We start from the raw sequence: 24,141 nt of genomic DNA, 5'->3' as shown, positions 1-24,141 counted from the left end.
AAATTTGCCCTCATTGATATTATGGACAAAAAGACACAAACAAAGCAGCAAGACATGTCTGAAAAAGGCAAAATCCTATCGAAACCCCGTATATTTTTCGGGCTTACTTTTATACTTTTTTCTGTCGTACTTATATTTTCATTCATTTCATATTTAATGAACTGGAAGGCAGATCAAAGCCAGGCAGGAACCATGCTTGATAAAAGCATACAATCCTCTAATATTTTTGGTAAAGTTGGAGATTGGCTCGGGAATATTTTCATTTTTGAAAGTATTGGCGTAGCTTCTTTTATTATAGCTTTCCTTTTCCTTGTTTTCGGAACTTTAATTTTAAAAAAGAAAATTTTCAAACCTTGGAAAACAATAGGTCATTCGTTGTTTTTTATCTGCTGGGTTCCTATTTTCATGGGAGCTGTTACAAAAGGGCAAGGTGTTCTGGGAGGCGTTTATGGCTACCAGATTATGGATTCGCTTAATGCAATCATAGGAACTGTTGGTCTTTGGTTGGTACTGGCCTCAAGTATAGCTTTATATTTTATCCTTGAGTTTAACTTACGTCCGAGTTCCATCAAAGCAAAACTTAATAATATTAATGAAAATACGATCGGAAAGGTAAAATCCATGATGCCTAGTTCTGACGAAAACTTTGAGGCTGATGAAGAGCTGGAAGAAGAAGCACTCGACAATCATCCTAATATTTCGGTTACGGATATGAGTGAGCCCGTGAAACAACAGGAACCGGTAAAGGTACCCAAAGGTTTTCCTGAGGTCCCGGTATCTACAAACCTGGAAACCATCACTACTCCTAATCATACTTCATTTGAAGATGATGACAATGCTAAGCCGATCAACCTTAATCTTAATACCAAACCAGGTCTTCCGGTTTCAACTCCGGAACAAGCCTTTGATCTTACACCATCTACTCCATCGCAGGAAAATATTAAGTTCAATGTTGAAATTGCTCCTGTAATTGATGTTTTAGATGACACAGAAAAGCAATCCCAGGAACTAGTAGAAAAACATGGTTTGTATGATCACAAATTAGATCTGGCCAAGTTTCAAATGCCTCCGGTGGAATTACTAAAAGATTATGGTAATGAGGAGATTTCAATCAATAAAGAAGAATTAGAAGAGAATAAAAATAAGATTGTTGGTCTTTTAAAGAACTTTAATGTAGGTATTGCTGAAATTAAGGCAACCATCGGACCTACAGTAACCTTATATGAAATTGTTCCTGAAGCAGGAATCAGGGTATCCGCCATTAAAAAGCTACAGGACGATATTGCCCTGAATCTTTCAGCTTTGGGGATCAGGATCATTGCACCTATGCCTGGAAAAGGAACCATTGGAATTGAAGTTCCAAGAAAGAATCCTACTATGGTTTCTATGCGCTCTGTAATCGCTTCGCACAAATTTCAGAATACAGACATGGATCTACCTGTCGTTTTTGGAAAAACCATTTCCAACGAGATCTTCATGGCCGATTTATCAAAAATGCCACACTTACTGATGGCAGGTGCAACCGGCCAGGGTAAATCAGTAGGTATTAATGCAATTCTTACTTCTCTCTTATACAAAAAACATCCAAGCGAACTGAAATTCGTAATGGTTGATCCTAAAAAAGTGGAACTTTCTTTATATTCAAAAATTGAAAGACATTATTTAGCAAAACTTCCGGATACGGATGATGCCATCATAACGGACACCAATAAGGTAATCAATACACTGAATTCTCTTTGTATTGAAATGGATAACAGATATGACTTACTTAAAAATGCATTTTGTAAGAATTTAAAAGAGTACAATAAGAAATTTGCTGAAAGAAAACTAAATCCTGAAAACGGACACCGTTACTTACCATACATCGTTCTGGTGGTTGACGAATTTGCCGATTTAATTATGACAGCAGGTAAAGAAGTAGAATTACCGATAGCAAGACTGGCACAGCTGGCAAGAGCGGTAGGAATTCACCTCATTGTTGCTACCCAAAGACCTTCCGTAAATGTAATTACAGGGATGATCAAAGCAAACTTCCCTGCAAGAGCAGCATTCAGGGTAATTTCAAGTGTAGATTCAAGAACAATTCTTGATTCTACCGGTGCTGATCAGCTGATTGGTAAGGGGGATATGCTTTACTTTAATGGAAATGAAATTCTTCGACTGCAATGTGCCTTTGTAGATACGCCTGAAGTAGAAAGAATTGCAGAATTTATTGGCGAGCAAAAAGGATATGCTTCTGCGTTTCTTCTTCCTGAATACGTTTCTGAAGATGCAACAAGTTCAGTAGGTTCTTTCGATCCTAACGAAAAAGATGCACTGTTTGAAGAAGCAGCCAGAATTATTGTTTCTACTCAGCAGGGATCTACTTCCATGCTTCAGAGACAACTTAAATTAGGATATAACAGAGCGGGAAGAATTATGGACCAGCTGGAGGCTAGTGGTATTGTAGGAGGCTTTAATGGCGCAAAGGCAAGGGAAGTGATTATTAGCGACCTTCATTCTTTGGAACAGTTTTTGGAAGATTTGCGTAAATAAAGGAAAACATGCCATAATGTTTAACTTTTGAAGTGGAAAAAATGTCTAAAGAATATTAAAATAAAAAAATGAAAAACATAGTTTCGAAAATTATATTAGGAGGATTTGTGGTAGGAGCTGTTGGATTATCCAATGCACAGAAAATAGATGCAAAAGCTAAAAAGATATTGGATGATATCACCTCCAATTATAATTCTAAAAAGAATACCTATTTTAAATTTTCTTTTGGAAGCGGTGTCAATGGCAAGGTTGCTAAAACAGAGCCTGGAATCTATTACTCATCAGGTGATAAATATAAATTGAAAATCATGGATACAGAACAGATTTTCGATGGTAGCAAGATCTACAATATTAATGCTGACGACATGGAAGTAACGATTGCCAAACCTAACGGAAGCAGTACTATGTTCTCCCCTATCAATTACCTTTCTACCTACAGAAATGATTACAATGTAGTTTATGGAGGAAAGAAAGTGGTCAATGGTGTAAGTGCTGATCTGATCAAGCTTACTCCGGTTAAGCCTAATGGATTAAGCTATGTTTATCTGTTTGTAGACTCAGCTAAGAAACAAATGGTGAAACTTGAACAGCATGGAAGCAACAAAGATGTTGCAGTAATTGCAATAAAAGAATACAAGGAGAACCAGGAATTAGATCCTAACATGTTTGTTTTCGATAAGAATAAATTTAAAAATTACGTTATTACAGAATTGTAATTAAAAAAGTAATAATTTATAAAGTCACAAAGTAAACTTTGTGGCTTTTTCATTAATTTTGGCGAATGTTAAAAATACTAGACCGATATATCATAAAAACCTTTTTCGGACCATTTTTCTTTATATTCAGTGTATTGTTTTTCATATTTATTGTAAACATTATCTGGGTTCAGTTAGGGCAGTTTATGGGAAAGGGATTAAGCTACTGGCAAATTATTAAGCTCCTTTTTTATTTAGGGGTAAGTGTTATCAGTATGGTTTTGCCTCTTACGATCCTTTTAGCAAGTATTATGTCTTTTGGTGAATTTGGGGAGCGGTACGAGCTTGCAGCTATGAAAGCCGCCGGAATCTCATTAACCAGGGTTATGGTTCCTCTTTTTGGGGTCACCACCATATTATCTATAATGCTGTTCTTTTTCTCTAATAATATTATCCCGGATTTTCAAAGAAAAGCGAAAAATATGCTTTTCAATATTGCTCAGACAAAACCCGCTCTTAACTTTACTCCAGGGCAGTTTATTGATCAGATACCCGGTTATATGGTGAAGTTTGATAAAATCCACGAAGACAATAGTATTGAAGGTGTTTTTGTTCACAGAAAAGCTAGCACATTCGAAAACCAGCAGTCTATTGTCGCTGAAAAAGGGAAATTTATTCCCGCAGCTAACAACCATTACTTAAAACTTGAGCTTTATAAGGGCTATGTATTTGAAGATAATTTTGCAGGGAAAGGTGAAAATGTAAGATTAAAGCAACCGGATCAGGCGATTAAATTTGATACTCTTGTTTCGCATTTTGATATTAGCGAGCTCATTAATAAAGCAATCGAAGAAGAGCAGATCACGGATGATTACCGTTTTCAGACATTCAATCAGCTTAATAAAACTATTGATCTTAATAAAAAAGACAACGAAAGATTCTTTTCCACCGTCACGGACGATGTTTTGAATCAGACCAACTCCACAGTCAGCTATATGGATAAAAACAATAAATCCAAAGCTCCGGTTAAACAACAACTAAAACTGGATACGGTAAAAGGAAACAGGAAGATGGAGATTATCTACAATGCCTATACGAGATTGGATAATCTGAAAACCACACTAAACGGTAAAGCCAATGATTTCAAACCCAATGTTAAGTATTTCAGTAAAGTTGTTATTTATCAGCAAAGAATACTCTCCTATTCATTTACCTGTATCATATTCTTCCTTATCGGTGCCAGTTTAGGTTCCATCATCAGAAAAGGAGGAATGGGAGTTCCCGTAATTATTGCCATTGTTATATTTATTATTTTCTATGTGATTAATGTGGGAATGGAAAACCTTGCCTGGGCAGGAACATTAAATCCATATCTGGCAGCATGGCTCCCTAATATTATACTGTTCCCGTTCGGAGTGATTATGACCTATAAAGCATTAACGGATTCGCAACTCTTTGACGCTGAAAAATACAAGGCATTTCTCAAACCTATTACCAAAAGGTTTTCTAAAAACAAAGAACATAAAAGATATCAATAACAAAACGCTCCGGATTCCGGAGCGTTTTTTAAAAGGGAAAGGCTCCCGTTTCCAAATCATTCTAACAATTTTATTTTTAGATATTAGAAACACCTTCAGCCTTATTGACAATAAAAAAACAGGCCTCATAATGAGGCCTGTTTTAGTATATGTTCTAAAGCGAAAGTTACACTTTCATAATTTCAGCTTCTTTTGTTTTAAGGTGGTCATCACAAGCTTTCACATACTTATCAGTAAGTGCCTGGATATCCTCTTCAACGCCTTTAATAACGTCTTCAGAAACACCTTCAAGTTTTTTAAGTTCTTTCAAACCGTCCTGTCTTGCATTTCTTACGACAATCTTTGTCTGTTCGGTTTCTCCTTTAGCTTGTTTTGCCAGATCTCTTCTTCTCTCTTCTGTTAAAGGCGGAACATTCAAAATAATATTCTCCCCGTTGTTAGAAGGTGCAAAACCTAAGTTTGAATTAATAATAGCTTTTTCAATAGCATTGATTGCTGTTCTGTCCCAAGGTTGAATAGAAATCGTCATTGCATCAGGAACCGAAACATTAGCAACCTGGTTGATCGGAGTTGGAGCTCCGTAATATTCAACCATCACATCCTGAACCATTGAAGTAGAAGCACGTCCGGCTCTAATTCTTTGAAATACATGTTCAAGGTGCTTAATAGCCGCTTCCATGTCCTGTTTTACAGACTCTACTATTAGATCTAATTCTTCCATTATATATTTAAAATTTGATAAATTACACATTTATAAACGATGATCTTTACCTCAGTGGTATGGGATCAACAATAAATAATTTTTAAATCTCTTTATCTATTTACTTTACTGACTATAAATCCACTAAAGTACCAACGTTTTCTCCGTCTACAATCTTTACTAAATTCCCCTCTTTATTCATGTCGAATACGATGATAGGAAGTTTATTTTCGTGACTTAAAGTAAATGCAGTCATATCCATTACTTTAAGATTCTTTTCGAAAACTTCATCGAAAGATAAAGAATTATATTTTACAGCGTCCGCATTTTTTTCAGGATCACTGTCATAAATTCCATCTACCCTTGTTCCTTTTAAAATAACATCAGCACCAATTTCAATGGCTCTTAATGTAGCTGCAGTATCAGTTGTAAAATAAGGGTTTCCGGTTCCTGCTCCGAAAATAACCACTCTTCCTTTTTCCAAATGTCTTACTGCACGTCTTTTAATGAATGGTTCAGCTACCTTGTCCATTTCTATAGCAGATTGAAGTCTGGTTTTAATACCGGCGTCTTCCAAAGCACCTTGCAAAGCCATTCCATTAATCACTGTTGCAAGCATACCCATATAATCGCCCTGAACTCTGTCCATTCCCTTTGCAGCACCTGCTACTCCACGGAATATATTTCCTCCTCCAATTACAATGGCAACTTCACAACCTTTATCTACTACTTTTCTTATTTCAACAGCATATTCCTGAAGTCTGTCATTGTCAATACCATATTGTCTGTTCCCCATTAAGGCTTCACCACTAAGTTTTAGAAGGATTCTTTTATATTTCATCTTTAATTTTTAATAAATTTTAAATAGGGTTTATATCCCTGAAATTTGATTTTGCAAATATAATCATTAAAAATATTGAAAAAAGAAAAATATTTAGCTGTAAATAATGTTAGAAATATTTTGACAACTACAAAAAAGGATTATTTTTGCAATAATTATAAATTGAATTGAAGAAAATTATCATTCTTTCATTATTTCTGTCAGGAATTGTTTCTTATGCACAAACGGGAACAAATGTTTATCCTTTCTTAAACATTCCCGTATCTGCCAGACAGGCTGCATTAGGTGGCGATGCAATTACTATAAGAGATTATGATGTTTCCTTTGCTATAGCAAATCCGGCCTTACTTAATAAAGATTCAGACAAACAACTTTCTGTGAACGGAGCAGCATATCTTGCGGATTCCAAATACGGAACGATTGCTTTTGCTAAAGATTTTGATAATGGCCACATGGCTACAATCAACGCCAGATATATGAGTTATGGTGATATTCCAAGGACTGATGAAAGTGGTTTTGAAAACGGACAATTCAACGCATCCGATGTTGCCATCGGAGCTGGTTACGCCTATCAGTTTGAAGAAGACTGGACCATTGGAGGAGGTATTAATTTTATTACTTCAAAAATAGATACCTATACTTCTTCTGCTATTTCAGGAACTGCCGGAATTACTTACCATAATAAAAAAAACAAAGAAGTTCTCTCTCTTGTCGCAAGAAATTTCGGATATCAGTTCAAATCTTTTAATGGCACCCGTGAGAACCTTCCGTTTCGTATTGATCTGGGATATACGAGAATCTTAAAGGCTATTCCACTTGCCATTACAATTACGGCCCATGATTTACAACAATTCGATATTTCATCTCCGTTTAACGTAGACGGTCAGGAAGTGAATGTGGGAAGAAAAATTGCAGATCACTTTTCTATTGGAGCAGAATTATTTCCGGAAAAAAACTTTAATATCAGATTAGGATATAATGTGAAAAGAGGAAATGAACTGGCTGTAGCTGACCAAAGAAATTTCTCTGGACTATCAGGAGGATTTGGAATTAAAATTTCAAGATTCCGTGTAGATTACGCTCATGTAAGATACCATAACTCTTCCAATGTGAATCAAATAGGAATATCTATGGACCTTAGCGGGCATCGCTATTAAACTTTTTCAATATTTAATTTTCCATTTCCTTGATTTTTTAAAAAAAATCTTGAACTTTGCAGTATGAAAAAACCTGTAATAGCTATCGATGGATACTCCTCTACCGGAAAAAGTTCAATATCAAAGGTCATTGCCGATAAATTAGGACTTATTCACCTGGATACCGGAGCGCTTTATAGAGGAGTTACCTGGTTTGCCCTGCAAAATTGTAAGGACGAAAAAGGTTCTATTGACCTTAATCGACTTTTCTCATTATTAGATCAGATCCAGCTTGAATTTAAAAATGATGAAGGTGAACTGGTTCTTTATCTGAACCATAATGATATCTCAAAGGAGATCCGAACTAATGAAGTTTCTGACAATGTAAGCCTTGTAGCTAAACAAAAGGAAGTAAGGGATTTCTTATTACAATCCCAGCGTTCCCTTGCCGAAAAAGGAGGTATTATAATGGACGGCCGTGATATCGGGACGGTAGTTCTTCCCAATGCTGATTTTAAGTTCTTCCTTACGGCAAGCATCGATGAAAGAACCAAAAGAAGATACAACGAGCTTTTGAGTTTAAATATCGAAGCAAACGAGCAGCAGGTAAAAGAAAATCTTATCGAAAGAGACAAAATTGACAGTGAAAGAGAAATCGCTCCGTTAAGACAAGCTGAAGATGCCATTGTTATTGACAATACCGAACTTTCTAAAGAAGAAACCATCGAAGCCATACTGTCTTATATCCAAAAGATTTAACAATTTTTAATAGGACCATAGGCTCATTTGGTATATTAATTGTAATATTTAACAAAGTAAAAACTAATATTATTTAACTATTAAAAAAAACGAAAAATGTCTAGAAAAGGAAACAATACAGCAGGTATATTAGCGGGACTTCTAGCTGGAGCAGCAGCAGGTGTAGTACTTGGAATGCTTTATGCGCCGGAAGAAGGAAAAGAAACGAGAAAAAAGATTAAAACAAAAGCTAACGATCTTAAAGATCAGGCTAAAACAAAATACGGAGAAGTTTCTGAAAGAGTAAAAGATCAGTATGCCAATATATCTTCTACTTTTAAAGAAACAGCAAACAGTGTTGCTCATACCGTAAAAGATGGATATGATAAATATAAAGATCAGATTGTTTCTAAAACTACAGATGTAGTAAAAGATGTAGAAGCAGAATTAAACGATCTTAAATAGTAATAATTTCAATTAATTTTTAAATTATGAAAGGGACTTTTTGCATTAAAGTTCCTTTTTTTGTAACTTTAAAGAAAAACAGATGATAGAAACTCTTAAAGAATATGCATCTAAGAGAATAGATCTACTTAAAATAGAAGCTACCGAAAAGTCATCACTCTCCGCAGGTATGATTACCTATCTGGTCGTATTGCTTGTTGCTTTTGCTTTTTTTATTATTCTTTTCAACTTTGGAATTGCATTTCTTATCGGTAAAGCGTTGGACAACTACTCCTACGGATTCCTTATTGTAGCTGCATTTTACTTATTGATAATGATTCTTGTTGTTCTGTTTAAAAAGAGAATTGTAAATACCGTAGCGGACCAGGTTATTAAATTTTTAAATCATTAAACTATGAGCAGAAACTATGAAAGTCTGAAAGAATTAAGAATAAAGAAGAAGTTACTGAAGGCAGAACTTGATGATTTGGAAAACCTTCTTACATTCAAGAATACAAAAGAAAGTTTAAGCGCATTTACCAATGGTTTAACGGATCAATATCTTCAGGAAAAAGTAGATGAAGACGGTGATGAAAAAATAGTCCTGAGAAAGGATGTGATTGCTAAACAGCTTACTTCTGAGGTGAAAGATATGTTTATCAGCAAAAATACAGCAATGGGTATTGCAAGCTCAGCGCTCAAGGGTAATGCACTGGATGGTATCATCAGGTTAGGTGCTACTGCTCTTGTTGGAAACTATGCAAAGAAAAATATGCGTAGTTCTAATTGGAAAAAGAAACTGCTTGGTGTGGCTATGATTTATCTTGCGCCAATTGCATTAAAATTTGTCAGAAAAAAGCTTGAAAGTTATCAGAAAAATAAAAGTGTGTCCAGCATGGAGCAATTAATATAAAAATAACAAACCAGAGGTTAGAAGTTAGCTAAAGGTTATCTTTAAAATTTAATCCAGCTAACCTCTGACTTTTGGAATCTATTTAGAAAACAATTGTCCCAATATAATTCCGGCTGCCATAGATACATTAAGACTTTCCGTTGACTGAGATGTACCAAACCTAGGAATACTAATACTTTTATGAAGCAACTTTTCCGTTTCCGGTCGCATTCCATTTCCTTCATTTCCTAAAATCAGGTTTAGTTTCTTAGGCTTCTCGAATTGGTATATATTTTCTCCCTCCATATCGGTTCCTATATTAACATTCTCCGTATTCGAAAGATAATCGGTAAGATTACAGTACACCATGTTCACTCTTGTAAAAGATCCCATACTTGCCTGAATCACTTTGGGATTATAAAAATCCACTGTATCTTCACTGCAAATAATTTGTTCTATCCCAAACCAATCGGCTAAACGGATTATAGTTCCCAGATTTCCGGGATCCTGAATCCCATCCAATACAATCTGTATATCCGGGTCTGCCATCTTTTTATCAGAATTCATATAGCAAACGGCAACGGAATCTTTAGGTGTTTTAAGAAAACTGATCTTTTTTAGCTCATTTTCAGATATATGGATAATAGGAACGTCAGAAAATTTAATTTTCTCTGGATCTGTAGATAATATTTCTTTAATTTTAAAGTTAGAATTGGGAAGTTCACAAATGATTTTATTACCCTCAACCAAAAACAAATTGTATTTTTGTCGGAACTTCTTTTTATCTAAAGACTGTAAAATTTTTATTGTATGAGCTGTAAGCATTATAAGAATTCTCCTCAAAAATATTATAAAATTATATCATTTGCAACATTTGTTACTCTTCTTTATGCTTGTAGCACCACAAAGAAAGTTCCCGATGGCGAATATTTGCTTACGAAGAATACATTCACTTTTACTGATAAAAAAGAACCATTTGATGGAGAGCTAAAGGGTTATGTTCAGCAAAAACCCAATAAGAAGCAATTCCTTTTTATGCCTTTAGGCTTATTATTATACAACGCCGCCAATCCTAAATATGACACTATTCTTAATGAATACATGACCTACCCTAGCGAAATGCGAACGCAAAAGCTCAGGGATTCGCTCTTCATTAAATACAATATGAAAAGTAGTGTGGGAAAAAGCCTTTTATTAGACAGGTTATACCACAACTGGGGTTCACCTCCTGTTATCCTGGATCAAACAAAAGTGGAAAAAGGAGCCGAATCCATTGAAAAACGACTTACTTACAAAGGGTACTGGGATGCAGAAGTAAAGTTTAAAACCAAAATAGATTCTGCAGCAAAAAAAGCGGCTGTTACGTATTTCATTACACATAATGATCCTACTTATATTAAAGAATATTATTACAATATTCCGGATCCGGTTCTCCATAATCTTTACCAGCAGAAAATTAACGGAACCCTCATCAGATCCGGACAGGTACTTGATCAAACGGTTCTTGAAAAAGAAGTTACCAGACTTAATGAAATCATGAGGGATTATGGGTATTACAGATTCAATAGTGCCAATGATGAAATTTATTTTGTCGCCGATTCACTAAAAAGCAGAAAACAGGTTCCTCTGACCCTTGAAATTCATAAAGATTCCATTGATACTCCTTATAAAAGGGCAACTATTGGTAATATAGACGTAGCCATCGTTAATGAAGCATCAGAATACCGTAAAAATACAACCAAAGACAGCTTAAGAGGAATACGGTTCCATAAGGTTGATAATAAATATACAACCCGTTCCGTATGGAGAAATATCATAGTTGGAAACAAACAGATTTATGATCAGAAAAAGCTTGACCTTACCAAAAGGAATCTCCTATCTATGAATAACTTTAGCATTCTGAAAGCAAAAGATTCCTTAAGACACGGAGGTGAAGGCTCTCCGAATGATAGTATTATTGATGTATTATATATACTTAAACCGCTTCCGAAATATGAATTAAAAGTAGGAACGGATATCAATTATTCGCAGTTATTAAATCTTGGGATTTCTCCCTCCATAGACCTTACTACCAGAAATGTTTTTAGAGGGGCAGAAAACCTTTCAACAAGTCTGGCTGGTACTTTTGGTTCTATCAGAAGCACTAAAGATATCAGTCAGCGTATATTAGCCTATGAATTATCAGCACAGGCTTCCCTGAATTTCCCAAGACTTTTACTACCTTTTGACTATTATAAATTGATTCCTAAAAGATACAGCCCTACATCATCAATTGTTCTGGGGGCTACTGTACAAAATAATATCGGTTTAGGAAGAGTTAACTTCAATACCGGCCTTAATTATCTCGCTACGGTTAATGATAAAGTATCCCATAGGCTGACCCTTTTTAATACACAGTTAAGTTTAACAAAGAATAAATCGGCTTATTATGATTACTTTACAAACGATCGTGATCTAAAAGATGAAATATTTGAGAATTACTTTCAAAACAGCCCGCAAGGTGCAGCAACGAAAGCCAAGCTTTTATCCGGACAGCTTTCAGTAGATGAAGTATCTCAACAGATTGTCACTGATAATGCCTACCGTAATTCTTTAGATCAGGCAGGTGCGGATCTTTTTACTGCATTTACAGGAATTCTTGTCAATAAAGACAGGCAAACCCAGGATGTTCTGATTTCGTCCATGATCTATAATTATGTGTATAACGAAATCGGTAAGAAGGATTATCCTAACGCTTTCTACTTTAATGGAAAGGTAGAGTTGGCTGGTAATATATTAAGCATTTTTAATCAAAAACGAAATGATGGCGGAGGTGTAATCACAAGTCCTCAAAGAACAATTTTTGGAGTGCCTTATGCACAGTTTGTAAAATTTGATATTGACGTAAGAAAGTACTTTAAGTTTAACGGGAATCAGACTTTAGTACTTCGTCAGTTCGTAGGAGTAGGAATACCTTACGGAAACTCTTCATCGATGCCGGTTATCAGGTCTTATTTCAACGGAGGATCCAATGATATCCGGGCGTGGGTTGCTTTTGGAGGCTTAGGTCCTGCTGACTCTCAGATTGATGAAAGAGTTCGTACTTATATGACAGATAATTTAAAGCTTACTACAAATATTGAATATCGTCTCCCTTTCAACGATATGTATGAAGGGGCGCTGTTTACCGATATTGGGAATACCTGGAGTCTCAGGGATTATAATGATGGATACGGCGATGAGTTTAAATTCAATAAATTTTTAGGCCAGGTGGGTATCGGTAGTGGATTCGGATTAAGGGTAAATATTGCATACATCACTTTAAGGCTTGATTTTGCATATAAAATCTATGATCCTAATAAACCTACTGGTGACCGATGGAGATTCAAAGATTTCCAGCCTTTTAAACCTACATTGAATGTAGCGTTTGGATATCCTTTCTAATCAGGAGAAATTCCCAACAGGAAATAGACTACAGCGATCATTCTTGCGAAAATCTCCCTGAACTGATTTCTGTAGTAGCTTTCAGGTTTATTTACATCCTGTGCATCAAATCCCAGTGCATTCATATTATTGTTTCTTGCGAAAAATAGGGCCCGAAGGTTATGAAATCCCTGAGATACTATAATAACATTACTTTTTTTGTACACATCCTTACAACGTAAAATACTCTTATATGTGTTGAAGCCTTTCGGATCTTCAATAATGATTTCTTCAGGAACTCCTTCCTGATAAACAAGATAATTTTTCATCGCAGCCGGTTCATTATAACCTTTGCTTTTTTCACCGCTTACAATTATTTTACGGATTTTCCCATGATGATACAATAAAGCAGTAGCATCCATTCTTTTCGTAAAATAAGGATTGGATAGTCCGGATCTCATCTTAGGTGAAGTACCTAAAACCAGAGCGACCTCACGAGGTGGTATCTTTGATATTTTGGTATAGGTCCTCCCATTAGTAAGGGCAAAAACCCAGGCATTAGCCAAACATATCACTAGAATTCCAATTTCTATTGATGTGAGAATAAGATTGAATATGTTTTTTACAGCTCTCAAATGAGATCAAAGTTAAGCTTTATTTTCTTTGTTTTTGCTATAGACATGCATGCTAATATTTTCCCTTGCAACTCTTCTTTTTCCGTTAAATATTCATTCTCTAGTAATTCAACTTCTCCTTCTTCCAAATAACATTCACAACTTCCGCAAATTCCAGATTTACAGGAATAAGGAACAGGAAATTTCTGAACCAGCAATTGCTGCAGAATTTTATCCTTGTTATCCGGAAGATGGGTACTGTAGTCTTTTCCCAATATTTTAAAGTCGATTTCCACATTTTCAATCAACGGAAACTCTTTTTCTATAGGGTAAATATCATCATTAAACTCTTCAAAAAGTTCAAAATGAATATTTTTTTTCGGGATTCCATGATGGTAGCAGGCATTGGCCAGTGTTTTTATCATCTCCCCTTTTCCACAGATCAGAACTTCATCTACTGCATCCCAGATGGTGGATTCTTCGTCTGTATCATCAAGGTGCAAAATCTGATTGATAATAAGGTTTAACTTTTTCGCATCTAGCCTTCCATAAAAAAGCTGATCCGGTGTTTTTTCCTGCGAAAAGAAATAAAATATCTGTAATCTGTCCCCATAAGTTCTGGCCAGATTATCCAAAAGATCCCGGTAGATTAATTCGTCAGAATTTTTATTTCCGAAAAACAAAAACAGTCGCGTTCTGGGCTCATTATGAAGAATATTTTTGAAATGGCTTAACACAGGGGTTATCCCGATTCCTGCAGCAAAACCGACTATCGTTCTGAACTCACTGGGTTTAGATATTAAAGTAAATCGACCTCCCGGTTCACTTACCAATAGTTCATCTCCAACCTTATAATTTTTAAACAGTTCTGCTGTTGCTCCTACAGGAGAATTTACTTTTATGCCCAGGCTAATTTTTTTCTCGTAAGGAGCCGATGTCATTGAATAATCATTGATGATATCTTTTCCATGGTACTGAAATTTAATACTGACAAACTGACCCGCTTCAAATTCAAAATTCTTCTGTAAATTCCCGGGAATCTCAAATTCCAGGGAGAAAGTATTTTTGGTCAGTTCTTCCTTTTTCGCTATTTTTAACCAATGAAACGTTGTAAGTTTCCCTTTATAGATTTGTTGTTCCATACTTCAAAATCAAAAATACTAAAATAATTATGAAGAAGATCATTTTATCAACCCTAGTTATATTTGCGCTGACCAGTTGTAAAAAAGAAAGTTCAAAAATTGATGACAAAGGGATATCCCAGGATTCAGTAGCTGTTGCAGAAAATACTACTTCTGCTGATCACACAGCTTATATTTCAAAAGAAATTTCTCCCGAAAACATTGGAGACTATCTGGCAAAAAATAATGACACACTGTATGTTACTAATTTCTTTGCCACTTGGTGTGGGCCATGTATTCAGGAAATTCCACATTTCAGAAAAAAAATGGAAGAACTAAAAGGAAAACCTGTAAAGTTTACTTTTGTTAATCTGGATAAAAAATCTGATTGGAGTACTGCAGTTAAAGATTTTGCAGAAAAAAATGATCTTGCAAAAAACATAATCTTACTGGATGGCCAAAAGCTTGATGAGAATTTCTTTCCGAAAAATTTTAAAAAATGGGACGGTGGTTCTATCCCTTTTACTTATATGAGAAAAGGAGCAAAAACTGACGAATATCTTGGAATGATGAATGAAGAACTTTTAAACTCTAAGATCGATTCATTCTTAAAATAAATTGTACAGAATCACTTCTGAAAATGTCAAAAAAATTCAAAATCCTGTGTTTTTTATTTATAATCGCCATTATTCTAGCTGCTGTTATTAATCTGAATACAGGATTTTTAAGTTTAAACCTAAAGGATTTTTTTTATAGCTCAGCCAACGGCCAGATTGCAGATATTCGTATCAACAGGGTTTTGGTAATGCTTTTAGCCGGAATTTCTATTCCCACTTCAGGGTTTCTGATGCAGGAATACTTCCAGAATCCATTAGCAGGGCCGGATATATTAGGTATCACTTCCGTAGCTAGTTTATCTGTTTCATTTTATATTTTCTTTTCTCATGATATTCTGCTTCCGGATTATCTCCAGAACAGTTTCCTGAGCTTATCAGCGATTATCGGCAGTTTCTTCCTGATGATCGTACTTTTATCCATTTCTAAGAAATTCCAGGACAAATCTTATCTTATTATCTTCGGGTTTTTAGTTTCCGCACTGGCCGGAGCAATTGTTTCTTTACTTCAGTTGTATGCAGAAAATCAAAGTCTGAAAAATTATATCCTATGGTCTTTCGGCGCAAATAATATGGTCACCAGAAACCAGATCCTTGTATTATCTGTTTTGGTCATTGTCGGCTTATATATGTCTTTTAAAACCATTAAACCATTAATTGGAAATTCCTTGGGAAGCTCCTATGCACAGAGCCTTGGAGTAAACTTGCATCATTTAAAGCTGTTCATCATCATAGCCGCTTCGCTCCTATCAGCATCTATAACGGCATTTTTGGGGCCTATTTTGTTTATAGGCATTATTGTTCCTCATTTTTGCAGACTTATTTACAATCCTGCAAAACTATGGCAGCAGTGGATCTTGAATATGATGCTGGGAATGCTGATGATGTTACTGTTTTCAATTATTGCAGAGAAAAGTCAAATTCCGTTGAATGTGATAAGTTCTATTTTTGGAATCCCCGTTATCCTTGTGATGCTTTTGAAGCAGAATAAGATTTAAATAATTTCGCTATTATTTTGGAAAAATGTAAACAAAGTATTATAAAAAACACAAAATGTCACTAAAACGATTAATAGTCATAAACATCTTTCTATTTATTTCTGGCATTACCTTTTTAAAATATTCTAAAACATTGAGATTTGATAAAGAATTGCATTGGATATATTCAGTGGGGCACCTTCACTACTTTATGGTTACATTACCAATATGCTTCATCGGTTCTTTGTCTTTGGCAATTTATAGTTTATGCAAAGTAAAAGAAAATAAATTTTTATATTTAATCTTTAGCATCACGCCAGTTATCCTCTTTTTAATAATGATCTATTTAACGAATTAAAATTCAAAATGCATCTACAAATCAAACAAGCCCATATTGGTTATAATACCACCCTGATTTCAAATACTAATACCCACTTGAATTTAGGAGACGTATGCTTGTTGATTGGAAACAATGGTGTAGGAAAAACCACTCTGATTAAATCAATTTTACATCAGATACCACTATTACAAGGAGAAATTTTAATAAATGGTAAGAATATAAAGAAACTGTCTGTTAAAGAAATTGCCGAGAATATTGCCATTGTTTTTTCTAAGGCGGTTATTCCACAAAACTATACGGTGGAAGATCTTATTTCGTTAGGAAAATATATTTATTATCCATATTATTTTGAATTAAAAAAAGAGGACAGAGATGAAGTTTCACATATCATCAGTGAACTGAATTTGAATCAGTATAAGGATATACTCCTGAAAAATCTCTCTGATGGAAATCTTCAGAAAGCATTTATTGGACGTGCTTTAACACAAAACTCCCCTATTATTATTCTAGATGAGCCTACCACTCATCTTGATGAAAAAAATAAGATTATCATCCTTAAAACATTACGCAGGCTGGCAAAGGAACAAAACAAACTTATCCTTTTTTCTTCCCATGACTGGCGGCTGGCAAAAGAATTTGCTGATAAGATATGGTACGTAAAAGACAATCATTTGTATTCAGGGATTGTTGAAGATATCCTCCTCCAACATGATGAACTGACCAACGTTTCTTTATTTCAGGTTAACGAAAGTTTTGTAGCACCGGAAATTTCTGCTCCTCCGATTTATAAGGAGATGCTGTATTCACTGCTTCAAAAAAACTTTCAAAAAGACCTCTCATCTTTTAAATTTGAGTTTCAAAACAAGTTTTGGGTAATTTATTACCATAACACAAAACATCAATGTGAATCATTCGAAGAAATCATTGATTCCATCAGAAACATTCATTAATACGTACTTTTTATTATTTATTTCACATACTATGCATGCATAGTATTATGCTAATCATACAATTTAATCGATTTACTATCAGATTGTTAACAAATTTTAACGTTAATAAATACTATGCATGCATAATATTTACTAAATTTGATAAAAACCTATTACCAAAAATGATGGATAACAACAAAGAAAAAATAGAAAATGTAGATCTGGTTCTAAAACAAACCTGGCTTGCTGTATCCAAAATGTTCACAGAACTTGCCCAGGAGCACGATTCTACAGCCGTTCAGGCGCTCACGCTTCTTAAAATAGATCCTAAAGAAGGGACAAGAAGCACAAATTTGGGACCCAAGATGGCCATTGAGCCTACTTCTCTTACAAGAATTATAAAACTTCTAGAAGATAACGGCTATATCTATAAGGAGAAAACCACTACCGACAAAAGAGAGGTTATCATAAAACTTACAGACAAAGGGCTAAACTCAAGAAATCTTTCAAAAGAAGTGGTCTTAAGTTTCAACAAAAGGGTCATGGATAAAATTGCTCCGGAAAAAATGGAAATTTTTAAGGAAGTAATGAATGAAATAATGAAAATTGCCAACGATCTGAATAACAGAAAATAAATTAACATACAACCGAAAGGTTACGTCTGACCCAATAAAAATAAATAATAAATAGTTTACAGATGAAAAGAAGAATCAAACACGTTACGGTTCTTGGTTCAGGAATCATGGGAAGCGGTATCGCAGCTCACTTCGCCAATATTGGTGTGGAAGTTTTGCTTTTAGATATTGTTCCCTTTGAATTGACTGAAGCAGAACAAAAAAAAGGTTTGACCAAAGATGATAAAGCAGTAAGAAACAGAATTGCTGCAGAGAACTTTGAAAAACTTAAAAAAGCGAGTCCTGCACTACTCTATTCTCCAAAATTTGCAGATAGAATCAAAGTAGGAAATTTTGATGATGATTTACAGAAAATAAAAAATACAGACTGGATTATTGAAGTGGTCGTTGAAAGACTGGACATCAAAAAATCTGTCTATGAAAAGATTGAACAATTCAGAAAACCAGGAACTTTAATTTCTTCTAATACATCGGGAATTCCTATCCACTTATTAACGGAAGGAAGAAGCGATGACTTCAAGAAGTATTTCGCAGGAACCCACTTCTTCAACCCGGTACGTTATCTTCCTCTTTTGGAGATTATCCCAACCAATGATACAGATCCCAAGATCGTTGATTTCTATATGAACTACGGAGCTAAGTTCTTGGGTAAAACTACCGTTTTGGCAAAAGATACACCGGCATTCATTGCCAATAGAATCGGGGTATTTTCCATGATGGACCTTTTACATAATGTACAGAAGTTAGGTCTTACCGTTTCCGATGTAGATAAATTAACAGGACCGGTGATCGGCCGTCCAAAATCAGCAACCTTCAGAACAGCAGATGTGGTAGGTTTGGATACTCTGGTTATGGTAGCTAACGGTGTACGCCAAAGTGGTTCAGAAGCCAATGACTTTAATGATGTGTTTGCGCTTCCCAATTATATCCAGAAAATGATGGATAATAAATGGTTAGGCTCTAAAACACAGCAAGGATTTTACAAGAAAGTGAAGAATGCGGATGGAAAATCTGAAATTCACGGATTAAATCTGGATACTTTAGAATATGAACTTCAGGGAAAATCATCTTTCCCTACCCTTGAGCTTACTAAAACCATTGATAAACCTATCGACAGATTCAAGGTTTTAATCGGCGGAAAAGATAAAGCAGGAGAATTATACAGAAAATCTTTGGGTGCGTTATTCGCTTACGTATCTCATAAAGTCCCGGAAATTTCTGATGACATCTATAAAATTGATGATGCCATGAGAGCTGGTTTCGGATGGGAAAACGGTCCGTTTGAGATCTGGGATGCCGTAGGTATTCAAAAAGGTATTGAACTTGCGAAAGATGCAGGCTATGAGGTTTCTGATTGGGCTAAAGAATTGGCGGAAAAAGGACAAACATTCTATAAAGTTAATGATGAAGGTCAAAGTATCTATTATGACAAAAACTCAGGAAATTACAACAATATCCCGGGTCAGGATGCCTTCATTATTTTAGATAATATCAGAAAGAATAAAACGCTTTGGAGCAATTCAGGCTCAGCTATTGAAGACCTGGGAGACGGAATTATCAATTTTGAGATCCGCTCCAAGATGAACTCTCTTGGCGGAGAAGTTCTTGACGGACTTAACCGTGCGATCGACTTAGCTGAAAAAGAATACGATGGTCTTGTAATCGGTAACCAGGGGACCAACTTCTCGGTAGGTGCCAATTTAGCTATGATCCTTATGATGGCTATTGAACAGGACTGGGATGATCTGAATATGGCTATAGCCTATTTCCAGAAATCAATGATGAGAGTTCGTTATTCTTCAATTCCTGTCGTAGTGGCTCCTCATGGAATGACTCTTGGTGGCGGCTGCGAAATGACCATGCACGCTGACCGTGTAGTTGCTGCTGCGGAAACTTATATCGGCCTGGTAGAAACCGGAGTTGGTGTAATTCCTGGTGGTGGTGGTACTAAAGAATTAACTTTAAGAACTTCAAGAGAATTTCACACCGATGATGTGAAAAATAACAGGTTACGCGAAGCTTTCATGAACATTGCCATGGGTAAAGTAGCAACTTCAGCCTACGAAGCTTATGATATGGGAATCCTTGAAAAAGGAAAAGATATTGTTTCCGTAAGTAAAAACAGACAAATTGCAGAGGCTAAAAAGATTGCAAAATTATTAGCAGAGCAAGGATACACACAACCTATTGAACAAAGCGTAAAAGTTTTAGGAAAAGATGCATTGGGAATGTTCTATGTAGGAACAGACCAGATGTTAACCGGAAACTTTATTTCTGAACACGACAAGAAGATCGCAGATAAACTGGCCAATGTAATGGTAGGTGGAAATCTTTCCGAACCAACTGTTGTAACCGAACAATACCTGTTGAATCTTGAAAGAGAAACTTTCCTTCAACTTTGCGGAGAAAGAAAAACCCTGGAAAGAATACAGTACATGTTGCAGAATGGAAAACCACTTAGGAATTAGAATTTTCTGTAAAATGTAAAAAGTATTAATGTATTAACGATGCACAATTTCAGAGACCTAGAAGTTTGGACAAAATCAATGAAACTTTGTAAAATTTTTTACCTGGCCACGCTTGATTTTCCAAAAGATGAAATATTCGGACTTACCTCTCAATCAAGAAGAAGTCTTTATTCAATTTCTTCAAATATTGCTGAAGGTGCGGGTCGTGATACAGATGCTCAGTTTTCACATTTCCTGAATATTGCCTTAGGATCATCCTTTGAATTCGAAACACAAATATTAATCGCTAATGATTTGGGGTTTTTCAAAAATGATGATTTTGATATTATTTATTCAGAAACTAAACATATTCAAAATATGCTGGCCAAATTGAAGCAAAAATTTAATACTTAAACATTTTAGATCATTAATACATTTTACATTAATACTTAAATACAAAAAAATGAAACAAGCATATATAGTAAAAGGATACAGGACAGCGGTGGGTAAAGCGCCTAAAGGTTCCCTTCGCTTTACACGTCCGGATGTAATGGCGGCTACAGTAATTGAAAAATTAATGGCTGAGCTTCCGCAATTGGATAAAAACAGGATTGATGACCTTATCGTAGGAAATGCAATGCCTGAAGCTGAGCAGGGCTTAAACGTAGCCCGTCTGATCTCTTTGATGGGATTGAATACGGATAAAGTTCCAGGTGTAACTGTAAACAGATATTGTGCATCAGGAAGTGAGGCAATTGCTATTGCTTCAGCTAAAATTCAGGCCGGAATGGCGGATTGTATTATTGCCGGTGGTACTGAATCAATGTCTTATATTCCTATGGGAGGATACAAGCCGGTTCCGGAAACTGATATTGCCAAAACAAACCCTGACTATTATTGGGGAATGGGTTATACTGCGGAAGAAGTGGCAAAACAATATAAGATCACAAGAGAAGAACAGGATCAGTTCGCTTTTGAATCTCATATGAAAGCTTTAAAGGCTAATGCTGAAGGTAAGTTTACCAATCAGATTGTTCCCCTTCCTGTAGAATATAATTTCCTGGATGAAAACCAGAAGATGCAAACCAAAAAGTTTGATTTTTCTGTTGATGAAGGACCAAGAAAAGATACTTCTTTAGAAGGTTTGGCTAAACTAAGACCTGTATTCGCCAACGGAGGAAGCGTAACAGCCGGAAACTCTTCTCAGATGAGTGATGGAGCTGCTTTCGTAATGGTTATGAGTGAGGAAATGGTAAAAGAGTTAGGTTTACAGCCGGAAGCAAGGCTTGTTGCCTATGCTGCTGCAGGACTTGAGCCTAGAATCATGGGAATGGGACCTATCTATGCTATTCCAAAAGCACTAAAACAAGCAGGCCTTGAATTAAAAGACATCGAATTAATTGAATTAAATGAAGCTTTCGCTTCCCAGTCAGTTGCCATCAAAAAAGAATTAGGTCTAAACCCTGATATCCTTAATGTAAACGGAGGAGCAATCGCTCTGGGGCACCCTCTTGGATGTACCGGAACAAAGCTTACTGTACAGCTTCTGGATGAAATGAGAAAACGCGGAAATAAATACGGTATGGTTTCAATGTGCGTAGGAACAGGACAGGGAGCAGCAAGTATTTTTGAACTTCTATAAAATGTATTGATGTATTGACGTAAAAAGTATTCATGATGAAGGAAACTTCATAAATACATATTACATGAATACTTTAATACAAATAATTAATCTAAAAAAATAAAAAACAATGAGTGATACACTTAATAAAACACGAAAAGGCGGTGAGTTTTTAATTAAAGAAATTCCTGCTAATGAGATCTTCTCTATTGAAGAACTTAATGAGGAACAAAAAATGCTTCGTGATTCTGCGAAAGAATTTATTGACAGAGAAGTAGTTCCGCAAAAGGAACGTTTCGAAAAGAAAGATTATGCATTTACAGAAGAGACAATGCGTAAGCTTGGTGAAATGGGTATGCTTGGAATTGCTGTTCCTGAAGAATATGGAGGACTGGGAATGGGCTTTGTAACAACCATGCTTGCCTGCGATTATATTTCGGGAGTTACCGGTTCATTAGCTACGGCATACGGAGCGCACACCGGAATCGGAACATTACCAATTGTTCTTTACGGTACAGAAGAGCAAAAGAAAAAATATCTTCCGGATCTGGCTACAGGAACTAAGTTTGGAGCCTATTGTTTAACAGAGCCGGATGCAGGTTCTGATGCCAACTCAGGAAAAACAAGAGCTAAATTATCTGAGGATGGTAAACATTATATCATCAACGGACAAAAGATGTGGATTTCCAATGCTGGATTTGCCGATACTTTCACTCTGTTTGCAAAGATCGATGATGATAAAAATATTACAGGCTTTGTAATCAACCGTTCTGAACTTGAAAATCCTGAAAGCTTAACTTTCGGAGAAGAGGAACATAAATTAGGGATCCGTGCATCCTCTACCCGTCAGGTTTTCTTTAACGATATGAAAATTCCTGTTGAAAACCTTTTGGGAGAAAGAAACAACGGATTTAAAATTGCTTTGAACGCATTGAACGTTGGTCGTATCAAATTAGCTGCAGCTTGTCTTGATGCCCAGAGAAGAATTACCAACCACTCTATCCAGTATGCTAACGAAAGAAAACAGTTTGGCGTTTCTATTTCAACTTTCGGAGCGATCAGAAAGAAGCTTGCTGAGATGGCAACAGGAATTTTTGTAAGTGAGGCAGGTTCGTACAGAGCGGCTAAAGATATTCAGGATAAGATTGATGAACTGGTAGCGGGAGGATTAGATCATCAGGCTGCAGAATTAAAGGGTGTTGAAGAATTTGCTGTAGAGTGTTCAATTCTTAAAGTTTTCGTATCTGACCTGGCGCAACATACAGCTGACGAAGGAATTCAGGTATACGGAGGTATGGGATTCTCGGAGGAAACTCCTATGGAGGCAGCTTGGAGAGATTCAAGGATTTCAAGAATCTATGAAGGTACCAATGAGATCAACAGACTACTTGCAGTAGGAATGCTGATCAAGAGAGCGATGAAGGGTGAATTAGACCTGTTATCTCCTGCTATGGCAATCAGTAAAGAATTAATGGGTATCCCTTCATTTGAGGTGCCGGATTATTCTGCCTTTATGAGTGAGGAGAAAGCGATTATTGCAAACCTTAAAAAAGTATTCTTAATGGTTTCAGGAGCTGCCCTTCAAAAATATATGATGGATATTGAAAAGCAGCAACACTTATTGCTAAATGCTTCAGAAATCCTTAATCAGATCTACATGGCAGAATCTGCAATCTTAAGAGCTGAAAAACACTTTACTCCTGATTCTGTAGAAGCAGCTATGGCTCAGCTTAACCTTTACAAAGCAGTTGAGAAAATCATCGTTGCTGCTAAAGAAGGAATTGTTTCTTTTGCTGAGGGAGATGAGCAAAGAATGATGCTTTCCGGATTAAGAAGATTTACAAAATATACTAATCATCCTAATATAGTTGCTCTTACTGAAAAAGTTGCAGCACACTATATTGAAAAAGGACATTATTAGT

General features: G+C 35.7%; 22 protein-coding genes. 17 read left to right on the top strand and 5 right to left on the bottom strand.

Going from position 1 to position 24,141, the window contains the following annotated elements; all coding sequences use genetic code 11:
- The first annotated feature begins 21 nt into the window (after positions 1 to 21).
- The 3 genes from MTQ00_RS04490 to MTQ00_RS04480 all read left to right on the top strand — a co-directional run bounded on the left by MTQ00_RS04490 (position 22) and on the right by MTQ00_RS04480 (position 4,768).
- A complete protein-coding gene (locus MTQ00_RS04490; protein WP_273647891.1) occupies positions 22 to 2,535 on the top strand; it encodes an FtsK/SpoIIIE family DNA translocase in 2,514 nt (837 codons plus the stop codon).
- 68 nt (positions 2,536 to 2,603) lie between these two features.
- Positions 2,604 to 3,251 carry a LolA family protein gene (locus tag MTQ00_RS04485; protein ID WP_273647890.1) on the top strand — a complete coding sequence of 216 codons (648 nt, stop codon included), beginning with the start codon at positions 2,604 to 2,606 and terminating at the stop codon, positions 3,249 to 3,251.
- Between the two features lie 65 nt (positions 3,252 to 3,316).
- Positions 3,317 to 4,768: an LptF/LptG family permease gene (locus tag MTQ00_RS04480; protein WP_273647889.1), complete on the top strand. Its 1,452-nt coding sequence runs from the start codon at positions 3,317 to 3,319 to the stop codon at positions 4,766 to 4,768.
- Between the two features lie 166 nt (positions 4,769 to 4,934).
- On the opposite strand, the gene frr is transcribed toward MTQ00_RS04480, so the two are convergent.
- A complete protein-coding gene (frr, locus tag MTQ00_RS04475) occupies positions 4,935 to 5,489 on the bottom strand; it encodes a ribosome recycling factor (protein WP_172283103.1) in 555 nt (184 codons plus the stop codon).
- Between the two features lie 112 nt (positions 5,490 to 5,601).
- Positions 5,602 to 6,309, bottom strand: coding sequence for a UMP kinase (gene pyrH, locus MTQ00_RS04470; RefSeq protein WP_172283104.1), 708 nt, complete (start codon positions 6,307 to 6,309; stop codon positions 5,602 to 5,604).
- Between the two features lie 167 nt (positions 6,310 to 6,476).
- Between pyrH and porQ the strand changes: the two genes are divergently transcribed.
- From porQ to MTQ00_RS04445, 5 genes are all read left to right on the top strand, one after another.
- On the top strand, positions 6,477 to 7,466 hold the full coding sequence (porQ, locus tag MTQ00_RS04465) for a type IX secretion system protein PorQ (RefSeq protein ID WP_172283105.1): 990 nt from the start codon (positions 6,477 to 6,479) through the stop codon (positions 7,464 to 7,466).
- Positions 7,467 to 7,529: 63 nt separating this feature from the next.
- On the top strand, positions 7,530 to 8,204 hold the full coding sequence (gene cmk / locus MTQ00_RS04460; RefSeq protein WP_273647888.1) for a (d)CMP kinase: 675 nt from the start codon (positions 7,530 to 7,532) through the stop codon (positions 8,202 to 8,204).
- A gap of 96 nt (positions 8,205 to 8,300) precedes the next feature.
- Positions 8,301 to 8,648 (top strand): YtxH domain-containing protein, encoded by a 348-nt coding sequence (locus MTQ00_RS04455; RefSeq protein ID WP_273647887.1) that lies wholly within the window; start codon positions 8,301 to 8,303, stop codon positions 8,646 to 8,648.
- Positions 8,649 to 8,730: 82 nt separating this feature from the next.
- Positions 8,731 to 9,039 (top strand): phage holin family protein, encoded by a 309-nt coding sequence (locus tag MTQ00_RS04450; RefSeq protein WP_172283108.1) that lies wholly within the window; start codon positions 8,731 to 8,733, stop codon positions 9,037 to 9,039.
- 3 nt (positions 9,040 to 9,042) lie between these two features.
- The gene (locus tag MTQ00_RS04445) at positions 9,043 to 9,540 is read left to right on the top strand and encodes a phosphoribosyl-ATP pyrophosphatase (protein WP_172283110.1); all 498 of its coding nucleotides are present in this window, start codon (positions 9,043 to 9,045) and stop codon (positions 9,538 to 9,540) included.
- A gap of 78 nt (positions 9,541 to 9,618) precedes the next feature.
- On the opposite strand, the gene MTQ00_RS04440 is transcribed toward MTQ00_RS04445, so the two are convergent.
- Positions 9,619 to 10,344, bottom strand: a complete 726-nt coding sequence (locus MTQ00_RS04440; RefSeq protein ID WP_273647886.1) for a TrmH family RNA methyltransferase — start codon at positions 10,342 to 10,344, stop codon at positions 9,619 to 9,621.
- On the opposite strand from MTQ00_RS04440, the gene tamL reads away from it, so the two are divergent.
- A complete protein-coding gene (gene tamL, locus MTQ00_RS04435; RefSeq protein WP_172283114.1) occupies positions 10,330 to 12,942 on the top strand; it encodes a translocation and assembly module lipoprotein TamL in 2,613 nt (870 codons plus the stop codon). The genes MTQ00_RS04440 and tamL overlap by 15 nt on opposite strands.
- Here the strand turns inward: tamL and MTQ00_RS04430 are convergent.
- The gene (locus MTQ00_RS04430; protein ID WP_172283116.1) at positions 12,939 to 13,556 is read right to left on the bottom strand and encodes a SanA/YdcF family protein; all 618 of its coding nucleotides are present in this window, start codon (positions 13,554 to 13,556) and stop codon (positions 12,939 to 12,941) included. The two genes, tamL and MTQ00_RS04430, sit on opposite strands and share 4 nt — an antisense overlap.
- Positions 13,553 to 14,677, bottom strand: a complete 1,125-nt coding sequence (locus tag MTQ00_RS04425) for an iron-sulfur cluster-binding domain-containing protein (RefSeq protein ID WP_273647885.1) — start codon at positions 14,675 to 14,677, stop codon at positions 13,553 to 13,555. Before MTQ00_RS04425 ends, MTQ00_RS04430 begins: the two co-directional genes overlap by 4 nt.
- Positions 14,678 to 14,706: 29 nt before the next feature.
- Here MTQ00_RS04425 and MTQ00_RS04420 point away from each other — a divergent pair, with 29 nt between their 5' ends.
- The 8 genes from MTQ00_RS04420 to MTQ00_RS04385 all read left to right on the top strand — a co-directional run bounded on the left by MTQ00_RS04420 (position 14,707) and on the right by MTQ00_RS04385 (position 24,140).
- Positions 14,707 to 15,273, top strand: coding sequence for a TlpA family protein disulfide reductase (locus MTQ00_RS04420; RefSeq protein WP_273647884.1), 567 nt, complete (start codon positions 14,707 to 14,709; stop codon positions 15,271 to 15,273).
- 23 nt (positions 15,274 to 15,296) lie between these two features.
- The gene (locus MTQ00_RS04415; RefSeq protein WP_273647883.1) at positions 15,297 to 16,268 is read left to right on the top strand and encodes an iron ABC transporter permease; all 972 of its coding nucleotides are present in this window, start codon (positions 15,297 to 15,299) and stop codon (positions 16,266 to 16,268) included.
- 345 nt (positions 16,269 to 16,613) lie between these two features.
- The gene (locus MTQ00_RS04410) at positions 16,614 to 17,537 is read left to right on the top strand and encodes an ABC transporter ATP-binding protein (protein WP_273647882.1); all 924 of its coding nucleotides are present in this window, start codon (positions 16,614 to 16,616) and stop codon (positions 17,535 to 17,537) included.
- A gap of 164 nt (positions 17,538 to 17,701) precedes the next feature.
- Positions 17,702 to 18,151: a MarR family winged helix-turn-helix transcriptional regulator gene (locus MTQ00_RS04405; protein ID WP_172283496.1), complete on the top strand. Its 450-nt coding sequence runs from the start codon at positions 17,702 to 17,704 to the stop codon at positions 18,149 to 18,151.
- Between the two features lie 62 nt (positions 18,152 to 18,213).
- On the top strand, positions 18,214 to 20,619 hold the full coding sequence (locus MTQ00_RS04400; protein ID WP_273647881.1) for a 3-hydroxyacyl-CoA dehydrogenase/enoyl-CoA hydratase family protein: 2,406 nt from the start codon (positions 18,214 to 18,216) through the stop codon (positions 20,617 to 20,619).
- 39 nt (positions 20,620 to 20,658) lie between these two features.
- A complete protein-coding gene (locus MTQ00_RS04395) occupies positions 20,659 to 21,012 on the top strand; it encodes a four helix bundle protein (protein ID WP_273647880.1) in 354 nt (117 codons plus the stop codon).
- Between the two features lie 49 nt (positions 21,013 to 21,061).
- Positions 21,062 to 22,240 (top strand): thiolase family protein, encoded by a 1,179-nt coding sequence (locus tag MTQ00_RS04390; RefSeq protein WP_273647879.1) that lies wholly within the window; start codon positions 21,062 to 21,064, stop codon positions 22,238 to 22,240.
- Between the two features lie 109 nt (positions 22,241 to 22,349).
- Positions 22,350 to 24,140: an acyl-CoA dehydrogenase family protein gene (locus tag MTQ00_RS04385; RefSeq protein WP_172283132.1), complete on the top strand. Its 1,791-nt coding sequence runs from the start codon at positions 22,350 to 22,352 to the stop codon at positions 24,138 to 24,140.
- Position 24,141: the final 1 nt, after the last annotated feature.

The organism is Chryseobacterium sp. B21-037, assembly GCF_028570785.1.
In the GTDB taxonomy this organism is placed as follows: Bacteria; Bacteroidota; Bacteroidia; order Flavobacteriales; family Weeksellaceae; genus Chryseobacterium; species Chryseobacterium proteolyticum.
The sequence above is the reverse complement of the archived record's forward strand: the minus strand, read 5'-3'. Positions and strand labels throughout refer to the sequence as shown.

Coding starts and splice junctions, on each gene's coding strand:
- MTQ00_RS04490 (WP_273647891.1), top strand. CDS start 22: ATGGACAAAAAGACACAAACAAAGCAGCAAGACATGTCTGAAAAAGGC.
- MTQ00_RS04485 (WP_273647890.1), top strand. CDS start 2,604: ATGAAAAACATAGTTTCGAAAATTATATTAGGAGGATTTGTGGTAGGA.
- MTQ00_RS04480 (WP_273647889.1), top strand. CDS start 3,317: ATGTTAAAAATACTAGACCGATATATCATAAAAACCTTTTTCGGACCA.
- frr (WP_172283103.1), bottom strand. CDS start 5,489: ATGGAAGAATTAGATCTAATAGTAGAGTCTGTAAAACAGGACATGGAA.
- pyrH (WP_172283104.1), bottom strand. CDS start 6,309: ATGAAATATAAAAGAATCCTTCTAAAACTTAGTGGTGAAGCCTTAATG.
- cmk (WP_273647888.1), top strand. CDS start 7,530: ATGAAAAAACCTGTAATAGCTATCGATGGATACTCCTCTACCGGAAAA.
- MTQ00_RS04455 (WP_273647887.1), top strand. CDS start 8,301: ATGTCTAGAAAAGGAAACAATACAGCAGGTATATTAGCGGGACTTCTA.
- MTQ00_RS04450 (WP_172283108.1), top strand. CDS start 8,731: ATGATAGAAACTCTTAAAGAATATGCATCTAAGAGAATAGATCTACTT.
- MTQ00_RS04445 (WP_172283110.1), top strand. CDS start 9,043: ATGAGCAGAAACTATGAAAGTCTGAAAGAATTAAGAATAAAGAAGAAG.
- tamL (WP_172283114.1), top strand. CDS start 10,330: ATGAGCTGTAAGCATTATAAGAATTCTCCTCAAAAATATTATAAAATT.
- MTQ00_RS04440 (WP_273647886.1), bottom strand. CDS start 10,344: ATGCTTACAGCTCATACAATAAAAATTTTACAGTCTTTAGATAAAAAG.
- MTQ00_RS04425 (WP_273647885.1), bottom strand. CDS start 14,677: ATGGAACAACAAATCTATAAAGGGAAACTTACAACGTTTCATTGGTTA.
- MTQ00_RS04420 (WP_273647884.1), top strand. CDS start 14,707: ATGAAGAAGATCATTTTATCAACCCTAGTTATATTTGCGCTGACCAGT.
- MTQ00_RS04415 (WP_273647883.1), top strand. CDS start 15,297: ATGTCAAAAAAATTCAAAATCCTGTGTTTTTTATTTATAATCGCCATT.
- MTQ00_RS04410 (WP_273647882.1), top strand. CDS start 16,614: ATGCATCTACAAATCAAACAAGCCCATATTGGTTATAATACCACCCTG.
- MTQ00_RS04405 (WP_172283496.1), top strand. CDS start 17,702: ATGGATAACAACAAAGAAAAAATAGAAAATGTAGATCTGGTTCTAAAA.
- MTQ00_RS04400 (WP_273647881.1), top strand. CDS start 18,214: ATGAAAAGAAGAATCAAACACGTTACGGTTCTTGGTTCAGGAATCATG.
- MTQ00_RS04395 (WP_273647880.1), top strand. CDS start 20,659: ATGCACAATTTCAGAGACCTAGAAGTTTGGACAAAATCAATGAAACTT.
- MTQ00_RS04390 (WP_273647879.1), top strand. CDS start 21,062: ATGAAACAAGCATATATAGTAAAAGGATACAGGACAGCGGTGGGTAAA.
- MTQ00_RS04385 (WP_172283132.1), top strand. CDS start 22,350: ATGAGTGATACACTTAATAAAACACGAAAAGGCGGTGAGTTTTTAATT.